Here is a 14,520-nt window from a genome sequence, read left to right as displayed (position 1 = left end):
CCGCGGTATCGTCATAGGGCTACTCCTAGGATTACCCCTAGGACCTTCCCACGATCCCGCTATCCCGCAAGGCGGCTCTCACCGGAGGCGTACGTACCGCCGCCGACGCTGCTGGATGTACATGCGAAACCGCCGCTCCCACCAACGCAATCCACCAACGGGATAGGGGCAGGAACGGCGGAAATCAAGCGTTCTGCGGCCCGGAGGCCGCTGGCCTAACGGGAGTAGTACTCGATGACCAGGTTCGGCTCCATCTGCACGGCGTAGGGCACGTCGGCCAGCTTCGGGCCGCGCACGAAGGTCGCCTTGGCCTCGCGGTCGTCGACCTCGATGTAGTCCGGCAGGTCGCGCTCGCTGGAGCTCATGGCCTCCAGGACGATGGCCAGCTCGCGGCTCTTCTGCTTGACCTGCACGATGTCGCCGTCCTTGACCTGGTAGGACGGGATGGTGACGCGCTTGCCGTTGACCAGGACGTGGCCGTGGTTGACGAACTGCCGCGCGGCGAAGACCGTCGGCACGAACTTCGAGCGGTAGACGACCGCGTCGAGGCGGCGCTCCAGCAGCTCGATCAGGTTCTCGCCGGTGTCGCCGCGGCGGCGCGTCGCCTCTTCGTAGTAGCGGCGGAACTGCTTCTCGCCGACGTCGCCGTAGTACTGCTTCAGCTTCTGCTTGGCGCGCAGCTGCGTGCCGAAGTCCGACGGCTTGCGGCGGCGCTGGCCGTGCTGGCCCGGGCCGTACTCGCGCTTGTTGACCGGGCTCTTCGGCCGGCCCCAGAGGTTCTCGCCGAGACGACGGTCGATCTTGTACTTGGAATTCTGACGCTTGGCCAAAGGCCCACTCCTTCGTATTGCGAGTTTTGTCCCGGTAGTCCGCCGGCCCCGTCACAAGGCGGCGCCGGAGGCGGGGTGCGGGCACGCCAAGTGCCGCCCGAACCCGCTTTCCCAGGAAGGAAGCGCGGGACTATACGCAGCGCGCCGGGGATGTCAAACAGATCCCCATGCCGAAGGATCACGATACCGCCGCGGCCCGCCAGCGCTACGGCTTCTGGGTCACGCTGGCCGGCGTTCTGGCGCTCTGCCCGGACACCCTGCTGGTCCGCCTGATCGCGACCGACGCCTGGACCCTGATGTTCTGGCGCGGCCTCCTGATGGGCATCGGCCTGCTGGTCTTCTTCGCCGCCGGCGAAGGGCCGGGCTGGCTGGCCCGGCTCCTGCGGATCGGCTGGCCGGGCGTCGCCGCCGCGCTGATGTTCGCCACGAACGCGATCTGCTTCGTGCTGGCGCTCGACAACACGACGGTCGCCAACACCCTGCTGATCGTCGCGACCTCGCCCTTCTTCTCGGCCCTCCTGTCCTGGATCTTCCTCGGCGAGCGGATCTCGCTGCGCACCACCCTGGCGATCCTGGTCGCCTGCGCCGGCATCGCGACGATCTTTTCCGGCTCGCTGGTCGGGGCGGACCACGCCGGCAGCCTGTGGGGCGACCTCTCGGCGCTCTGCACCGCGGTCGGCATGGCCGGCGGCTTCGTGCTGGTGCGCCGGCACCGGCGGGTCAACATGGTCCCGGCCATGGCGCTCGGCGACCTGATCGCCTGCCTGGTCGCCCTGCCGCTGGCCAGCCCCCTGGCGCTCGACGGCAGCCAGTTCGGCCTGACCCTGATCATGGGCCTGCTGCTGCTGCCGGTCGCCTTCGGCCTGATCACCATCGGCCCGCGCTACATCCCGGCACCGGAGGTCGGCCTGATGATGCTGCTGGAGACCGTGCTGGGCCCGCTGCTGGTCTGGGCGGTGGTCGGCGAGGCGAGCTCACCCGAGGCGCTGATCGGCGGTGCCGTCGTCGTCGGCACCCTCGCCGTCCACGCCCTGATCGGGCTGCGCCAGGCCAGCCGGGCGGCCGCCCGCGCCGCTGCCGCGCCCACCGCCGCTCCCGGCCGCGTCGCGCGGCGCCCGGCCGAGCTTCGCGCCGAGCAGAGCGGACAGCACGCCCTGTAGGGTGCGCACCTCCTGGTCGGTCAGCTCGTTGCGCAGGAACAGGGCGCGCAGGTTGCGCGCCATGCCCGGCCGCTTCTCCGGCGGATGGAAGAAGCCCATCCGGTCGAGCGCCTCCTCCAGGCGGTCGAGGAAGCCGAGCAGCCGGCCGCGCTCGACCGGCTCGGAGCCGCCGGTGTGCAGGAAGCGCGCCGGCCCGGTCTCGCCGGCCTGGTACCACTCGTAGCCGGCCAGCAGCACGGCCTGCGCCAGGTTGAGCGACGAATAGGCCGGGTTGAGCGGCACGGTCAGCAGGGTGTCGGCCAGCGCGACCTCGTCGTTCTCCAGCCCCGTGCGTTCGGGCCCGAACAGGATGCCGACCTTCTCGCCGGCGGCGAGATGGCCGCGCGCCTCGGCCGCCGCCCGGCGCGCCGTGACGACCGGCTTGACCTGCTCGCGGCCGCGCGCCGTCGTCGCGTAGACCCGGGTCAGGTCGGCGACCGCCTCGGCCGCCGTCGGGAACAGGGTCGCGCGCTCCAGCACCAGGTCGGCACCGGAAGCCGCCGCCACCGCCGCCGGGTTCGGCCAGCCGTCGCGCGGCGCCACCAGGCGCAGCTCGGTCAGGCCGCAGTTCAGCATGGCGCGCGCGCTCATGCCGATGTTCTCGCCGAGCTGCGGGCGCACCAGGATGACGATCGGGGCGGGCGGCGTGTTGGCCGCCTCGCTGCGGTTAGTGCCGGCCACTGTGAGGCCCCCCGACATCGAACCGCAAGAACCCGTCATCCCGGAAGCCGCTTTGCCCGAAAGCTCTGCTTTCGTTGGCGAAGCGAGCTATCCGGGACCCAGGGCCACAGGCCGCGGCGTCACGGCCCTGGGTCCCGGGTCGCAAGGCTCGCACGCCGAAAGCCTGTCGGCTTTCGGGCTCGCCTAGCGCCCGGGATGACGGAATCGGAGAGCCCATTCGAAATTCACGCCCCTAGGCCGCCGGCTCGACGCCGGCGCGGTAGAGCTTCCAGACGATCGCGTCGGCGAGCGCGTTGAAGGAGGCGTCGATGACGTTCGGCGAGACGCCGACCGTGGTCCAGCGGCCCGACTTGCCGGCGCTCTCGATCATCACCCGGGTGACCGCCTCGGTGCCGGCCTGGGGCGTCAGGATGCGCACCTTGTAGTCGGTGAGGCGCATCGACTCGAGGATCGGGTAGGTCGGGTTGAGCGCCTTCCTGAGCGCCTTGTCGAGCGCGTCGACCGGGCCGTTGCCGTCGGCCACGGTCATGACCTCCTCGGCGCCGATCCGCACGGTGACCGTCGCCTCGGACTCGGTGACGAGGTCGCCGCGCGCGTTCCAGCGCCGGTCGTCCATGACCCGGAAGCGGCTGAGCTCGAAGTAGGCCGGCACCTCGCCGAGCTCGCGGCGCGCCAGCAGCTCGAAGGAGGCGGCGGCGCCATCGTAGGCGTAGCCCTCGAACTCGCGGCGCTTGACCTCCTCGACCAGTCGCCCGACCCGCCTGTCGTCCGGATCGACCTCGACGCCGATCTCGCGCAGGCGGGCCAGGATGTTGGAGCGGCCGGCCTGGTCGGAGACGACGATGTGGCGGCGGTTCCCGACGCTCTCCGGCGGCACGTGCTCGTAGGTCCGCGGGTCCTTCTCGACCGCCGAGACGTGCAGCCCGCCCTTGTGGGCGAAAGCCCTTTCGCCGACGTAGGCGGCGTCGGTCCGGCTCGGCCGGTTGAGCCGCTCGTCGAGCAGGCGCGACAGGCTGGTGAGATGGGTCAGCGCCTCGGCATCGACCCCGGTCTGCCAGTCGGTCTTGAGCGCCAGCGTCGCGATCAGGGTGACGATGTTGGCGTTGCCGCAGCGCTCGCCGAGGCCGTTGAGCGTGCCCTGGACCTGGCGCGCACCGGCCTCGATCGCCGCCAGGGAGCTGGCGACGGCGTTCTCTGTGTCGTTGTGGCAGTGGATGCCGAGCCGGGCCTCGGGCAGCGCCTCGCGGACCGCGCCGACGATGCGCCGGATCTCGTCGGGCAGCGTGCCGCCGTTGGTGTCGCAGAGCACCAGCCAGGAGGCGCCGCCCTCGGCCGCCGCCTTCAGGCAGTCGAGCGCATAGCCGGGATTGGCCTTCCAGCCGTCGAAGAAGTGCTCGGCGTCGAACAGGGCCTCGTCCTTGCGGGCGGCCATGTGAGCGATCGAATCCCGGATCAGCTCCAGGTTCTCGGCGAGCGGGATGCCGAGCGCGAGGTCGACGTGGAAGTCCCAGGTCTTGCCGACCAGGCAGGCCGCCGTCGCCCTGGACTGGACCAGCGCCGCCAGGCCGGGGTCGTTCTCGGCCGAGCGGCCCGGCCGCCGGGTCATGCCGAAGGCGACGAAGCGGGCGTTCCGGAAGGCCGGCGGCTCGGCGAAGAAGGAATCGTCGGTCGGGTTGGCGCCCGGCCAGCCGCCCTCGACGTAGTCCAGGCCGATCCGGTCGAGCGCCTCGGCGATGGCGATCTTGTCGGCGACGGTGAAGTCGACGCCCTGGGTCTGGGCGCCGTCGCGCAGCGTCGTGTCGAAGAGGTGGATGCGCTTGTCGGACAAGGCACGCCTTCCGGCCCGGGCGGGCATTGCAGAGAGGGGGTCTTGACCTAGCCGAGGTCGGCCTCCGGGAGCAAGCGGCGTTGCTTGCTCCGGGCGCGCGGCTACTCCCTCTCCGCCCCTTCGGGGGGGAGAGGGCTGGGGTGAGGTGGGGGCGACCCTGCGGCGGCTGCGGAGCCGGAGGGAGAGGCCGGATCCCCCACCTCTCCCTGCCCCTCTCCCCCCCCGAGGGGGGCGGAGAGGGAATCCTTGGCACCGGCAGGGGCGAGCCGCTCCAGCACCCGCTCGCGGCCGATCAGCGGCAGCAGCTCCGACATCTCCGGCCCGTGCGGCTGCCCGGTCAGGGCCAGGCGCAGCGGCAGGAAGAGCGCCTTGCCCTTGCGGCCGGTCGCCTGCTTGAGGGCCTCGGTCCAGGCCTTCCAGGTGGTCCCGTCCCAGGGCTCGGGCGGCAGCAGGCGGGCGGCCTCGGCCAGGTAGTCGGGCTCCTCGACGGCGGGGCGGATCGTGCCGCGGGCGACCTGGTACCAGAGGCCGGCCTCGCCGCGGCGGGCGAGGTTGCCGCGCACGGCGAGCCAGAGCGCCTCGTCGAAGCCGGCGAAGCCGCGCGCCTCGAGCCAGGGCCTGACCGTCGCATAGGGCATGGCGTGGAGCAGGCGGGCGTTGAGGTGCTCCAGCTCCGCCGGATCGTATTTCGGCGTCGCCCGCCCGAAACGGGTCACGTCGAACGCCGCGACCAGTTCCTCCAGGTCCTGGCGCGGCTCGATCGGGTCCGGCGTGCCGAGCCTGGCCAGGTAGGAATTGAGCGCCATCGGCTCCAGCCCCTCCTCCCAGAAGTGGCGCAGGGCGAGCGAGCCGAGCCGCTTCGACAGGCCCTGGCCCCGGGCGTCGGTCAGCAGCGGCAGGTGCGCGAAGACCGGGACCGGCCCGCCGAGCGCCTCGAACAGCTGGATCTGCACGGCGGTGTTGGCGACGTGGTCCTCGCCGCGCAGCACGTGGCTGATGCCGAGCTCCAGGTCGTCGACGACGCTGCTGAGGGTGTAGAGCGGCCGGCCGTCGGCGCGCAGCAGCACCGGGTCCGACAGCTTGTCGCCCTCGAAGCGCTGGGCCCCGCGCACGGAGTCGTCCCACGCGACGGCCGCGTGCTCCAGCCGGAAGCGCCAGTGCGGCGCCCGCCCCTCGGCCTCCAGCCCGGCGCGCGCGGCCGCGTCCAGCTTCAGCGCGGCACGGTCGTAGAGCGGCGGCCGGCCGGACTTGAGCTGCAGCCTGCGCTTCAGCTCCAGCTCCTCGGCGGTCTCGTAGCAGGGATAGAGCCGGCCCGCGGCCTTCAGGCGCTCGGCGGCGGCGGCGTAGCGGTCCAGGCGGTCGGACTGGCGCGCGAAGGCATCCCAGGCGAGGCCGAGCCAGGCCAGGTCCTCCTCGATGCCGGCGGCGTACTCGGCCGTCGAGCGCTCGACGTCGGTGTCGTCCAGGCGCAGCAGGAAGTGGCCGCCCGCCTGCCTCGCCCACAGCCAGTTGAGCAGCGCGACGCGGGCGTTGCCGACGTGCAGGCGGCCGGTCGGGCTGGGCGCGAAGCGGACCTTCATGGGGCGAGCGAGGAAGACCGGGGCGGGCGGCTCAGCCCGGCCCCTTGAAGGCGTTGACGATCGGGTAGCGGCGGTCGCGGCCGAAGGAGCGGCGGGTGATCTTGACCCCCGGCGGCGCCTGGCGGCGCTTGTACTCGGCGTTCTCCAGCAGGCGCCAGACCCGGTTGACCGTCTCGCGCGGATGGCCGCGCCCGACGATCGCATCGATCGAGGCCTCCTGCTCGATCAGGCCCGAGAGGATGTCGTCGAGCACCGGATAGGGCGGCAGCGAGTCCTCGTCCTTCTGGTCGGGCTTGAGCTCGGCCGAGGGCGGCTTGGTGATGATCCGCTCGGGGATGACCCGGCCGTCGGCACCCAGGGCATCGGCGGGCCTGGCCTGATTGCGCCACCGGGAGAGCTGGAAGACCGTCGTCTTGTAGACGTCCTTCAGCACGTTGAAGCCGCCGCACATGTCGCCGTAGAGGGTCGCGTAGCCGACGCTCATCTCGCTCTTGTTGCCGGTCGACAGCACCATCGGGCCGAACTTGTTGGAGATCGCCATCAGGGTGATGCCGCGGGCGCGCGACTGCAGGTTCTCCTCGGTGGTGTCCGGCGGCAGGGAGTCGAAGAGCGGCCTCAGCATGCCCTCGTAGGCCTGCATCGCCGGGCCGATGTCGATCTCGTCGAGCCTGAGGCCGTTGAGCCGCGCCAGCTCGGCGGCGTCGTCCAGGCTTTCCCGGCTGGTGTAGGGGCTCGGCATCATCACGCAGTGGACCCGCTCCGGCCCCAGGGCGTCGGCGGCGATGACCGCCGAGATCGCCGAATCGATGCCGCCCGACAGGCCGAGCACGATGCCGGGGAAGCCGCTCTTGGTGACGTAGTCGCGCAGGCCCAGCATCAGGGCGCGATAGACCGGCTCCATGCCGCTGCCCGGCGGCGCCTGGTCGCCGCTCTCGACGCTCCAGCCCTCGGGCCCGCGGCTCCAGCGGGTGATGCTCAGCGCCTCGACGAACTCCGGCAGCTGGACCTTGAGGTTGCGCCCGGCGTCGACGACGAAGGAGGCGCCGTCGAAGACCAGCTCGTCCTGGCCGCCGACCTGGTTCACGTAGATCAGCGGCAGGCCGCACTCGACGACCCGCTCGACCGCCAGCTGCAGCCGCTCGTCGCTCTTGTCGCTCTCGTAGGGGCTGCCGTTCGGCACGACCAGGATCTCGGCGCCCGATTCCTCCAGGCACTCGGCGACGTCGGGGAACCACATGTCCTCGCAGACCATGACGCCGAGGCGCACGCCGCGGAAGTTGACCGGCCCCGGCAGCGGCCCCGGCGCGAAGACCCGGATCTCGTCGAAGACGCCGTAGTTCGGCAGGTGGTGCTTGGTGCGCAGCGCCCGGATCTCGCCGCCGTCGAGCAGCAGCGCGGCGTTGTAGACCTTGCCGCGCAGGGGCGCCCTGGCCTCGGGGTCGAGCCGCCAGGGCGCGCCGATCAGCAGCGCCGGCCCGCCGTCCGCCGTCTCGGCGGCCAGCGCCTCGACGCCGCGCTGGACGGCGTCCAGGAAGTCCGGCTTCAGCACCAGGTCCTCCGGCGGATAGCCGGAGACGCAGAGCTCGGTCGCGACCACCAGATCCGCGCCCTCGGCCGCCGCCCGGGCGCGGACGCCGCGCAGCTTGTCGAGATTGGCCGGCAGGTTGCCGACCGTCGGATTGATCTGGGCGAGCGCGATGGTCAGGCGGTCGGTCATAGCGGCCCGATATACTCCTCGGGTACGTGGGGCTCCAGGATCGCGATCAGTTCCGGCAGGTCGTGCCGCACCGTCTCGGCGAGCACATCATCGCGGATCTGGAAATATCCGTGAACCAGCCTGTGCCTCATACCGACGATCGCCGTCCAGGCGACCGCCGGCAGCCTGTTCCGAGACTCGTCGGAAACGTTGGAGCCGGCCTCTCCGATCACCTGAATCAGATAGATCAGGCCGTGGCGTCGCGCGGGATCTCCGAGGGCGGCATCCGGCGTGCCGCTCCCAATCAGTCTCGTCGCTTCGCGCGCGGCGTGAAGCATGTGCCCGAGCCGAACGAGATCACGCTCGTTCATACTGACGCTCGGCGCTCCGCATGATCCGATCCGCCAGGGCCGGATGCAGATCCTCCGGCCGCCCGAGATCGACCCGGCGACCGCCGAAGAAGGGACGGAGGCGGGCCTCGAGGCCGGCCAGCGTCAGCAGCGACGGGCGGACGCCTTCTTCGAACTCGACCAGCACGTCGACATCGCTCTCGGGCCCGAAGTCGTCGCGCAGCGCCGATCCGAAGAGCGACAGCTTCCGGATGCCGTTCGATCGGCAGAAGGCGGCCAGCGCCTCGCGGTCGATGGTCAGGCGGTCGGTCATGGCTTCCTAGCTACGCCCGACGCCGGCCAGGGACAAGCCCCGCGGGGCGCGAGTCAGGCGACGCTGGACAGCGGGGCGAGGGCGAGCGGCGCGATCTCCGGGACGCCGCCGAGGCGCAGGCTGACCAGGGAGTTCGGCGGCACGGCGTGCCAGCAGGCGCGCTCGATGTCGAGCGGCTCGGAGGCCAGCACCGTGCCGCTCGGGAAGTCGCGGAAGTAGAGCGTCGGGGCCCGGTCGTCGCTGGAGTAGCGGAAGCCGTAGACCCGCTCGCCGTCGCTCAGCGCCGCGGTGAAGCGCAGCGGCTCCTCGATCCCGGCGCCGGCCATCAGCGCCTCGATCTCGGCGAGGCCGCCGAGGACGGCGCCGACCGGGTCGTCGTCCAGGCCGCGCCCGGCGATCGCCAGGAACAGCGCCTCGCTGTCGGTCGTGCCGTGGCGCTGCGGATAGAGCGCGTCGGGGATCATCGCCTCGACCTTGCGGCGGATCCGCTCGTAACCGCCGATCTGGCCGTTGTGCATGAACAGCCAGCGGCCCGAGGCGAAGGGATGGCAGTTGGCGCGCGCCGTCGCGGTGCCGGTCGAGGCTCGGACGTGGGCGAAGAACAGCCGCGCGCGCAGCTGGCGGCAGAGGCTGCGCAGGTTGGCGTCGGACCAGGCCGGCAGGATCTCGCGGTAGAGGCCGGGCTCCGGCCGCTCGCCGTACCAGCCGAGGCCGAAGCCGTCGCCGTTGGTCTCGGCCTTGGCCTCGCGGGCGTGCAGCGACTGCGCGATCAGCGAGTGGCAGGGCTCGAGGACGAGCTGCTCCAGGAACACCGGCTCGCCGGCATGGACGGTCCAACGGCACATGGCGGAAAGGCTAGCCCCCAGGCGCTAACAACTCGTGACCGGCGAGGATCAGAGCGCTCTCGGCCGCGCCGTGGCAAGGACCATCGCGGGCCGGCGGCTCAGCGCCGCGAGGCGGCGTTGCGCGGGCCGCAGGAGCGCGCCAGCTCCAGCACGATGCCGCTCGCCGTGGTCTTGAACAGGAAGGGGAAGAGCGCGTGCAGCAACGCCGCCCCGCCGGCGGCCAGCAGCTTCACGCCGATGCCCGAGGCGAAGGCGAAATGCTCGCCGTAGCTCTCGCCGACCGCGGCGGGATGATCGGTGAAGGCGGCGACGATGGCTTTCATGGATGGCTCTCCCCCGAGAAACGACCGGGACAGGCTAGCGGCGATTCGCCTGGAAAAGGTCCCAAAGATCCAGCTAGACTGCGAATCGACTGGGAATTTGTCCCACGCAAATCCGATGTTTCGTGATGCTGGACCGCACCGACCGCCGATTGCTGGACGCGATCCAGCAGGACGCCACCCGCACCCTGGCCGAGCTGGCCGAGCTGGTCGGCCTGTCGCGCAACGCCTGCTGGACGCGGCTGAGGCGACTCGAGGACGAGGGCTATGTGCTGGGCCGCCGCGCCCTGCTGAACCGCGAGAAGCTCAATCTCGGCCTGATGGTCTTCGTCTCGATCAAGACCGACAACCACTCCCAGGCCTGGGCCAAGGACTTCCGCCGCGCCGTCGCCGACCTGCCGGAGATCGTCGGGGTGTTCCGCACCGCCGGCGAGACCGACTACCTGATCCAGGCCGTGGTGCCCGACGTGAAGGCCTACGACGCGCTCTACCAGCGCCTGACCGCGCGGCTCACCCTCTCCGACGTCTCCGGCGCCTTCGTCATGGAGGAGATCAAGGCGACCAGCGAGCTGCCGCTCGACTACGCCTGAGCCGCTGCCACCGGCAGCGCCATCGCGAGGTCGCTCCCGCGATGGCGGCGTCCCGCCGATGCGGAGAGGATGCGCAGCGTCGTTCCTCCGTGAGTCCGCCTGCATGACCGACCGGCCCGGCCTGCCCGCCCCGATCGCCTCCGTCCCCGACCTGCCGGCGGCCGCAGGCCCGCCGCTGCGCGCCGGGGTCTTCCAGTGCGCCGCCGGCGGCCTCGATCCGGCGGCCCGGCTGGCACGGCTCGACGAGGTGCTCGCCGAAAGAACGCTCGACCTGCTGCTCTGCCCCGAGCTGTTCCTCTCGGGCTACGACGTCGGCGACGCCCTGATCGAGCGCGCCGAGCCGCTCGGCGGCCCGTTCATGGCGGCGGTCGCCGCCTTGGCCCGCCGGCACGGCACGGCCGTCGCCTACGGCTATCCGGAGCGCGACGGCGGCCGGCTCTACAATTCCGCGGCCTGCCTCGACGCCGAGGGCCGGCTGCTGGCCAATCACCGCAAGCTGGCGATCCCGCCAGGCTTCGAGACCCGCTACTTCGTGCCCGGCGATCGGCCGACGCTGTTCCGGCTCGGCGGCCTGACCTGCGCCCTGCTGGTCTGCTACGACGCGGAGTTTCCCGAGACGGTGCGCTGGGCGGCCCAGGCCGGCGCCGAGGCGGCGCTGGTGCCGACCGCCCTGGTCGAGCGCTGGCGCAACGTTGCCTTCCAAGTCATGCCGACCCGCGCTTTCGAGAGCGGCCTCTGGCTGCTCTACGCCAACCATGCCGGAACTGAAGGCGACAGCCGCTACCTCGGCGCCAGCTGCATCCTGGCGCCCGACGGCAGCGAGGCCGCGCGCGCGGGGGCGGAGGAGACGGTGATCGAAGCGGCACTCCATGCGGGCCCCGTCGTCGCCGCCCGCGACCGCATCCCCTACGCCGAGGACGCGCGCGGCCTGCAGCGCGTCCTCGCCGCCGGCGGCCCGGACCTGCAGGAAGGCGTGGCCTGAGCTCCGCTCAGCGCCGCAGCAGGAACTCGCGGCCGACCTTGACGCGCGGCTCGCCATCGTACTCGACGATGTCGGCGGTGGCGTAGGTCTCGGTCCAGCGGGTCGGCAGGAACGAGCCGGTGCCGATCGCGTCGACCGGCGCCCGGGCCTCGCTCATCAGCTTGCACTTGCGCGGGCCGAAGCCGGAGGAGGCGACGATCTTGACCTTGTCGAAGCCGGCCCGGTCGAGCTGCTCGCGCAGGTGCCAGATCGCGGCCGCCGAGACGCCGAGGCCGACCAGGTAGCGCAGCTCCTCCTCGGTGCGGTAGCCGCGGATCGCCTCCGGCGCGTTGCGCTCGATCACGGCGTAGGAGGCGGCGGGATCGAGCCCCTCCAGGTAGCGGCTGCTCGGCACGTCGACGCGCAGCGACAGGCGGCCGGCGGCGGCCAGCTCCGGGAAGCGCCGGCAGACCGCCAGGCTGTCGGTGATCTCCTGGGCGAAGTAGTCGACCAGCACGGTGACCGGCTCGTCGGGATAGGTCTCGACGTACATCTCGGCGGCGCGCAGCGTCGAGCCGGCATAGCCGATCAGGGCGTGCGGCATGGTCCCCAGGCCGCGGGTCAGGCCGAAGTAGTGGGCCGTGGCGTCGGTCGCGTTGCCGACGAAGCCGACTGCGCCGACCTTGCGGCGCGCCCGCTCCGAGCCGACGGCGGCGGCGTAGGCCATCTGCTCGGCCATCTCGGTGCCGGCGCAGTGGCGCGCGTCGAAGGCCAGGAAGGCGACCTTCGGCAGGTCGACGCACATGGTGTGGGCGTTGAAGGCGGCGACGCAGGCCGGGCCGATCTTCTGCAGCAGCAGGGTCTCGAGGTCGGCGAGCTGGACGAAGGAGCCGGTGACGTACATCAGCGGCTCGCCGGCGCCGACCCAGCGGCCCTCGTCGTAGCGCAGGTCGATGTCGAAGCGCGTGCCGCGCCGCTCGGCCATGGCCTCGAGCCAGCGGATCGCGAGGCGCGGCGCCGAGACCACCGGCCGCCGCATGAAGATCGCGTAGGTCACCCGGCAGTCGCCAAAGCGGCCGACGATCTCCCTGGTGCGGTTGAAGTAGGTGTCGGTCCAGGCGCGCACGGCGGCATCGCCGTCCGGCCAGCCGGCGCCGTCGTTGCGCAGCGCGCCGGACACTCCGTCGGGAGCCTCCGGCCGGATGCTGTCGTCTGGCATCGTCCCCTCCGCTCCCGCCCTGGAGCCGGGATGTTTCGGCCCCGGGCGGTGCCCGTCAACCCGCGCTGCCCGCGGGGCCGTCATGCCCGGCGCTTGCGGGCCCGCACGCCGCTGGAGCTCCCACGCCCTTCGACAGGCTCAGGGCGAAGCGGTAGCAAGCGCCAAAGGTCGCTTCGCCCTGAGCCTGTCGAAGGGCGTGGAGGCGCGTCCACCCTACTCGCCGGCGACCGCGCGGCGCTGCGCCGCCTCGTCGAGCTTGGTCTGGCGCTCGGCATTGAGCTCCTCGGCCAAGAGGAAGGCGAGGTCGAGCGACTGGCTGGCGTTGAGCCGCGGGTCGCAGTGGGTGTGGTAGCGGTCGGCCAGCATCGACTCGTCGATCGCCTGGGCGCCGCCGATGCACTCGGTGACGTCCTGGCCGGTCATCTCGACGTGGATGCCGCCGGCGTGGCTGCCCTCGGCGCGGTGCACCGCGAAGAAGCCGCGCACCTCGGCCAGGATCCGGTCGAAGGGCCGGGTCTTGTAGCCGGTCGTCGACTTGATCGTGTTGCCGTGCATCGGGTCGCAGGACCAGACGACCTTGCGGCCCTCGCGCTGGATCCGGCGGACCAGCGCCGGCAGGTGCTTCTCGACCTTCTCGTGGCCCATCCGCGAGATCAGCGTCAGGCGGCCCGGCTCGTTCTCCGGGTTCAGCACGTCGATCAGGCGGATCAGCTCGTCGGGATCGCTGGTCGGGCCGCACTTCATGCCGATCGGGTTCTTGACGCCGCGCAGGAACTCGACGTGGGCGCCGTCGAGCTGGCGCGTGCGGTCGCCGATCCAGAGGAAGTGGGCCGAGACGTCGTACCAGTCGCCGGTCAGGCTGTCGACGCGGGTCAGCGCCTCCTCGTAGGGCAGCAGCAGCGCCTCGTGGCTGGTGTAGAAGTCGGTCTCGCGCAGCTGCTGCACCGTCTCCGGCGTGACGCCGCAGGCCTCCATGAAGGCCAGGGCCTGGCCGATCCGGCCCGACAGCTCCTCGTAGCGCTCGCCCTGCGGGCTGCCGGCGACGAAGCGCAGGTTCCACTGGTGCACCTTGTGCAGGTCGGCGAAGCCGCCCTGGGCGAAGGCGCGCAGCAGGTTGAGCGTCGCGGCGGCCTGGTTGTAGGCGCGCAGCAGGCGCTCGGGGTCCGGCGCGCGCGAGGCCGGATCGAACTCCATGCCGTTGACGATGTCGCCGCGGTAGCTCGGCAGCTCGACGCCGCCCTGGGTCTCGGTGTCGGCCGAGCGCGGCTTGGCGAACTGGCCGGCCATGCGCCCGACCTTCACCACCGGCACGGCGGCGGCATAGGTCAGCACCACCGCCATCTGCAGCAGCACCTTGAAGGTGTCGCGGATGTTGTTGGCGTGGAACTCGGCGAAGGATTCGGCGCAGTCGCCGCCCTGGAGCAGGAAGCCGCGGCCCTCGGCGACCTCGCCGAGCTCCTCCTTCAGGCGGCGCGCCTCGCCGGCGAAGACCAGCGGCGGAAAGTCCCTGAGGGTCCGCTCGACCCGGTCCAGCGCCTGCCGGTCCGGGTAGTCCGGCACCTGCAGGATCGGCTTGTTCCGCCAGTTGGCGGGCTTCCAGTTCTCGACCATCGCTCTATCCACTGCGTCCGCTTGCCAGGCTCCGCGGGGTTGGACGCCCGCGGGGGAGGTCGGTTTTACTCCCTCGCCCCCCGCGAATCCACAGCGGGCTTGGGTGCAAGGGTCCCGCTTCGGGCCACGGCTCCCAATTCGCTTCACCCTGAGCTTGTCTGTATAGACCGGAGAGATGGTGGACGGGTGTTCGGGGACATGGTGGACGCATTCTGATCGGCATTGAGGGTCTCATGAGGGAGGCTTTCGATGCCCTGGCAGGAGGTGTCGATCGTGTCGCAGCGTCGGGAGTTCGTGCTTTTGGCGAGCCGGGAGGGGGCGAACAAGCGCGCTCTGTGCCGGCGCTTCGGGATCAGCCCGACGGTCGGCTATCGCTGGCTGGCGCGCTATCGCGCGGCGGGCCTGGCGGGCCTGGAGGACCGCTCGCGCCGGCCGCTGCATTCGCCGAACGAGACGCCGGTGGCGATCCAGGCGGCGGTGGTCGAGCAGCGGCTGGC

14 protein-coding genes and 1 pseudogene are annotated in these 14,520 nt (G+C 71.7%); 4 read left to right on the top strand and 11 right to left on the bottom strand.

The genetic code is table 11. The features are described from left to right. Nucleotides 1–215 precede the first annotated feature (215 nt). Entirely contained in the window at nucleotides 216–830 is a 615-nt protein-coding gene (gene rpsD, locus B9O00_RS31670; protein ID WP_085127396.1) for a 30S ribosomal protein S4, read from the bottom strand. Nucleotides 831–997: 167 nt separating this feature from the next. Between rpsD and B9O00_RS33975 the strand changes: the two are divergent. Further along, nucleotides 998–1,789 (top strand): annotated as a pseudogene (locus B9O00_RS33975) (DMT family transporter); the annotation flags it as partial. A gap of 15 nt (nucleotides 1,790–1,804) precedes the next feature. Here the strand turns inward: B9O00_RS33975 and B9O00_RS33970 are convergent. From B9O00_RS33970 to B9O00_RS31625, 8 genes are all read right to left on the bottom strand, one after another. Continuing rightward, entirely contained in the window at nucleotides 1,805–2,710 is a 906-nt protein-coding gene (locus tag B9O00_RS33970; protein ID WP_235017243.1) for an RNA methyltransferase, read from the bottom strand. 232 nt (nucleotides 2,711–2,942) lie between these two features. Beyond that, nucleotides 2,943–4,538, bottom strand: coding sequence for a citramalate synthase (gene cimA, locus B9O00_RS31655; RefSeq protein WP_085127390.1), 1,596 nt, complete (start codon nucleotides 4,536–4,538; stop codon nucleotides 2,943–2,945). A gap of 101 nt (nucleotides 4,539–4,639) precedes the next feature. Then, the gene (gltX, locus tag B9O00_RS31650; protein ID WP_085127388.1) at nucleotides 4,640–6,118 is read right to left on the bottom strand and encodes a glutamate--tRNA ligase; all 1,479 of its coding nucleotides are present in this window, start codon (nucleotides 6,116–6,118) and stop codon (nucleotides 4,640–4,642) included. Nucleotides 6,119–6,149: 31 nt separating this feature from the next. Further along, complete coding sequence (locus tag B9O00_RS31645) at nucleotides 6,150–7,835, bottom strand: NAD+ synthase (protein ID WP_085127386.1); 1,686 nt, start codon at nucleotides 7,833–7,835, stop codon at nucleotides 6,150–6,152. Beyond that, complete coding sequence (locus B9O00_RS31640) at nucleotides 7,832–8,185, bottom strand: HepT-like ribonuclease domain-containing protein (RefSeq protein WP_085127384.1); 354 nt, start codon at nucleotides 8,183–8,185, stop codon at nucleotides 7,832–7,834. Before B9O00_RS31640 ends, B9O00_RS31645 begins: the two co-directional genes overlap by 4 nt. Further along, the gene (locus B9O00_RS31635; RefSeq protein WP_085127382.1) at nucleotides 8,172–8,477 is read right to left on the bottom strand and encodes a nucleotidyltransferase family protein; all 306 of its coding nucleotides are present in this window, start codon (nucleotides 8,475–8,477) and stop codon (nucleotides 8,172–8,174) included. The genes B9O00_RS31640 and B9O00_RS31635 overlap by 14 nt, the downstream gene beginning before the upstream one ends. Before the next feature lie 53 nt (nucleotides 8,478–8,530). Beyond that, on the bottom strand, nucleotides 8,531–9,322 hold the full coding sequence (locus tag B9O00_RS31630) for a class II glutamine amidotransferase (RefSeq protein ID WP_085127380.1): 792 nt from the start codon (nucleotides 9,320–9,322) through the stop codon (nucleotides 8,531–8,533). Between the two features lie 98 nt (nucleotides 9,323–9,420). Further along, complete coding sequence (locus B9O00_RS31625; protein ID WP_085127378.1) at nucleotides 9,421–9,645, bottom strand: DUF6356 family protein; 225 nt, start codon at nucleotides 9,643–9,645, stop codon at nucleotides 9,421–9,423. 125 nt (nucleotides 9,646–9,770) lie between these two features. Here B9O00_RS31625 and B9O00_RS31620 point away from each other — a divergent pair, with 125 nt between their 5' ends. Together B9O00_RS31620 and B9O00_RS31615 are read left to right on the top strand one after the other, a co-directional pair. Next, entirely contained in the window at nucleotides 9,771–10,232 is a 462-nt protein-coding gene (locus tag B9O00_RS31620) for an Lrp/AsnC family transcriptional regulator (RefSeq protein ID WP_085127376.1), read from the top strand. A gap of 103 nt (nucleotides 10,233–10,335) precedes the next feature. Beyond that, nucleotides 10,336–11,214, top strand: a complete 879-nt coding sequence (locus B9O00_RS31615) for a carbon-nitrogen hydrolase family protein (RefSeq protein ID WP_085127374.1) — start codon at nucleotides 10,336–10,338, stop codon at nucleotides 11,212–11,214. A gap of 7 nt (nucleotides 11,215–11,221) precedes the next feature. On the opposite strand, the gene B9O00_RS31610 is transcribed toward B9O00_RS31615, so the two are convergent. After that, nucleotides 11,222–12,412, bottom strand: a complete 1,191-nt coding sequence (locus tag B9O00_RS31610; RefSeq protein WP_235017242.1) for a beta/alpha barrel domain-containing protein — start codon at nucleotides 12,410–12,412, stop codon at nucleotides 11,222–11,224. 213 nt (nucleotides 12,413–12,625) lie between these two features. Next, entirely contained in the window at nucleotides 12,626–14,023 is a 1,398-nt protein-coding gene (locus B9O00_RS31605; protein ID WP_085127371.1) for a class II 3-deoxy-7-phosphoheptulonate synthase, read from the bottom strand. 249 nt (nucleotides 14,024–14,272) lie between these two features. Between B9O00_RS31605 and B9O00_RS31600 the strand changes: the two genes are divergently transcribed. Then, nucleotides 14,273–14,520, top strand: a 248-nt coding sequence (locus tag B9O00_RS31600; protein WP_143596438.1) for a helix-turn-helix domain-containing protein, incomplete at its 3' end; no start/stop codon positions are given.

The organism is Tistlia consotensis USBA 355, assembly GCF_900177295.1.
GTDB classification, from domain to species: Bacteria; Pseudomonadota; Alphaproteobacteria; order Kiloniellales; family DSM-21159; genus Tistlia; species Tistlia consotensis.
Note: the sequence above shows the minus strand (reverse complement) of the source record. Positions and strands in the feature narration are given on the sequence as shown.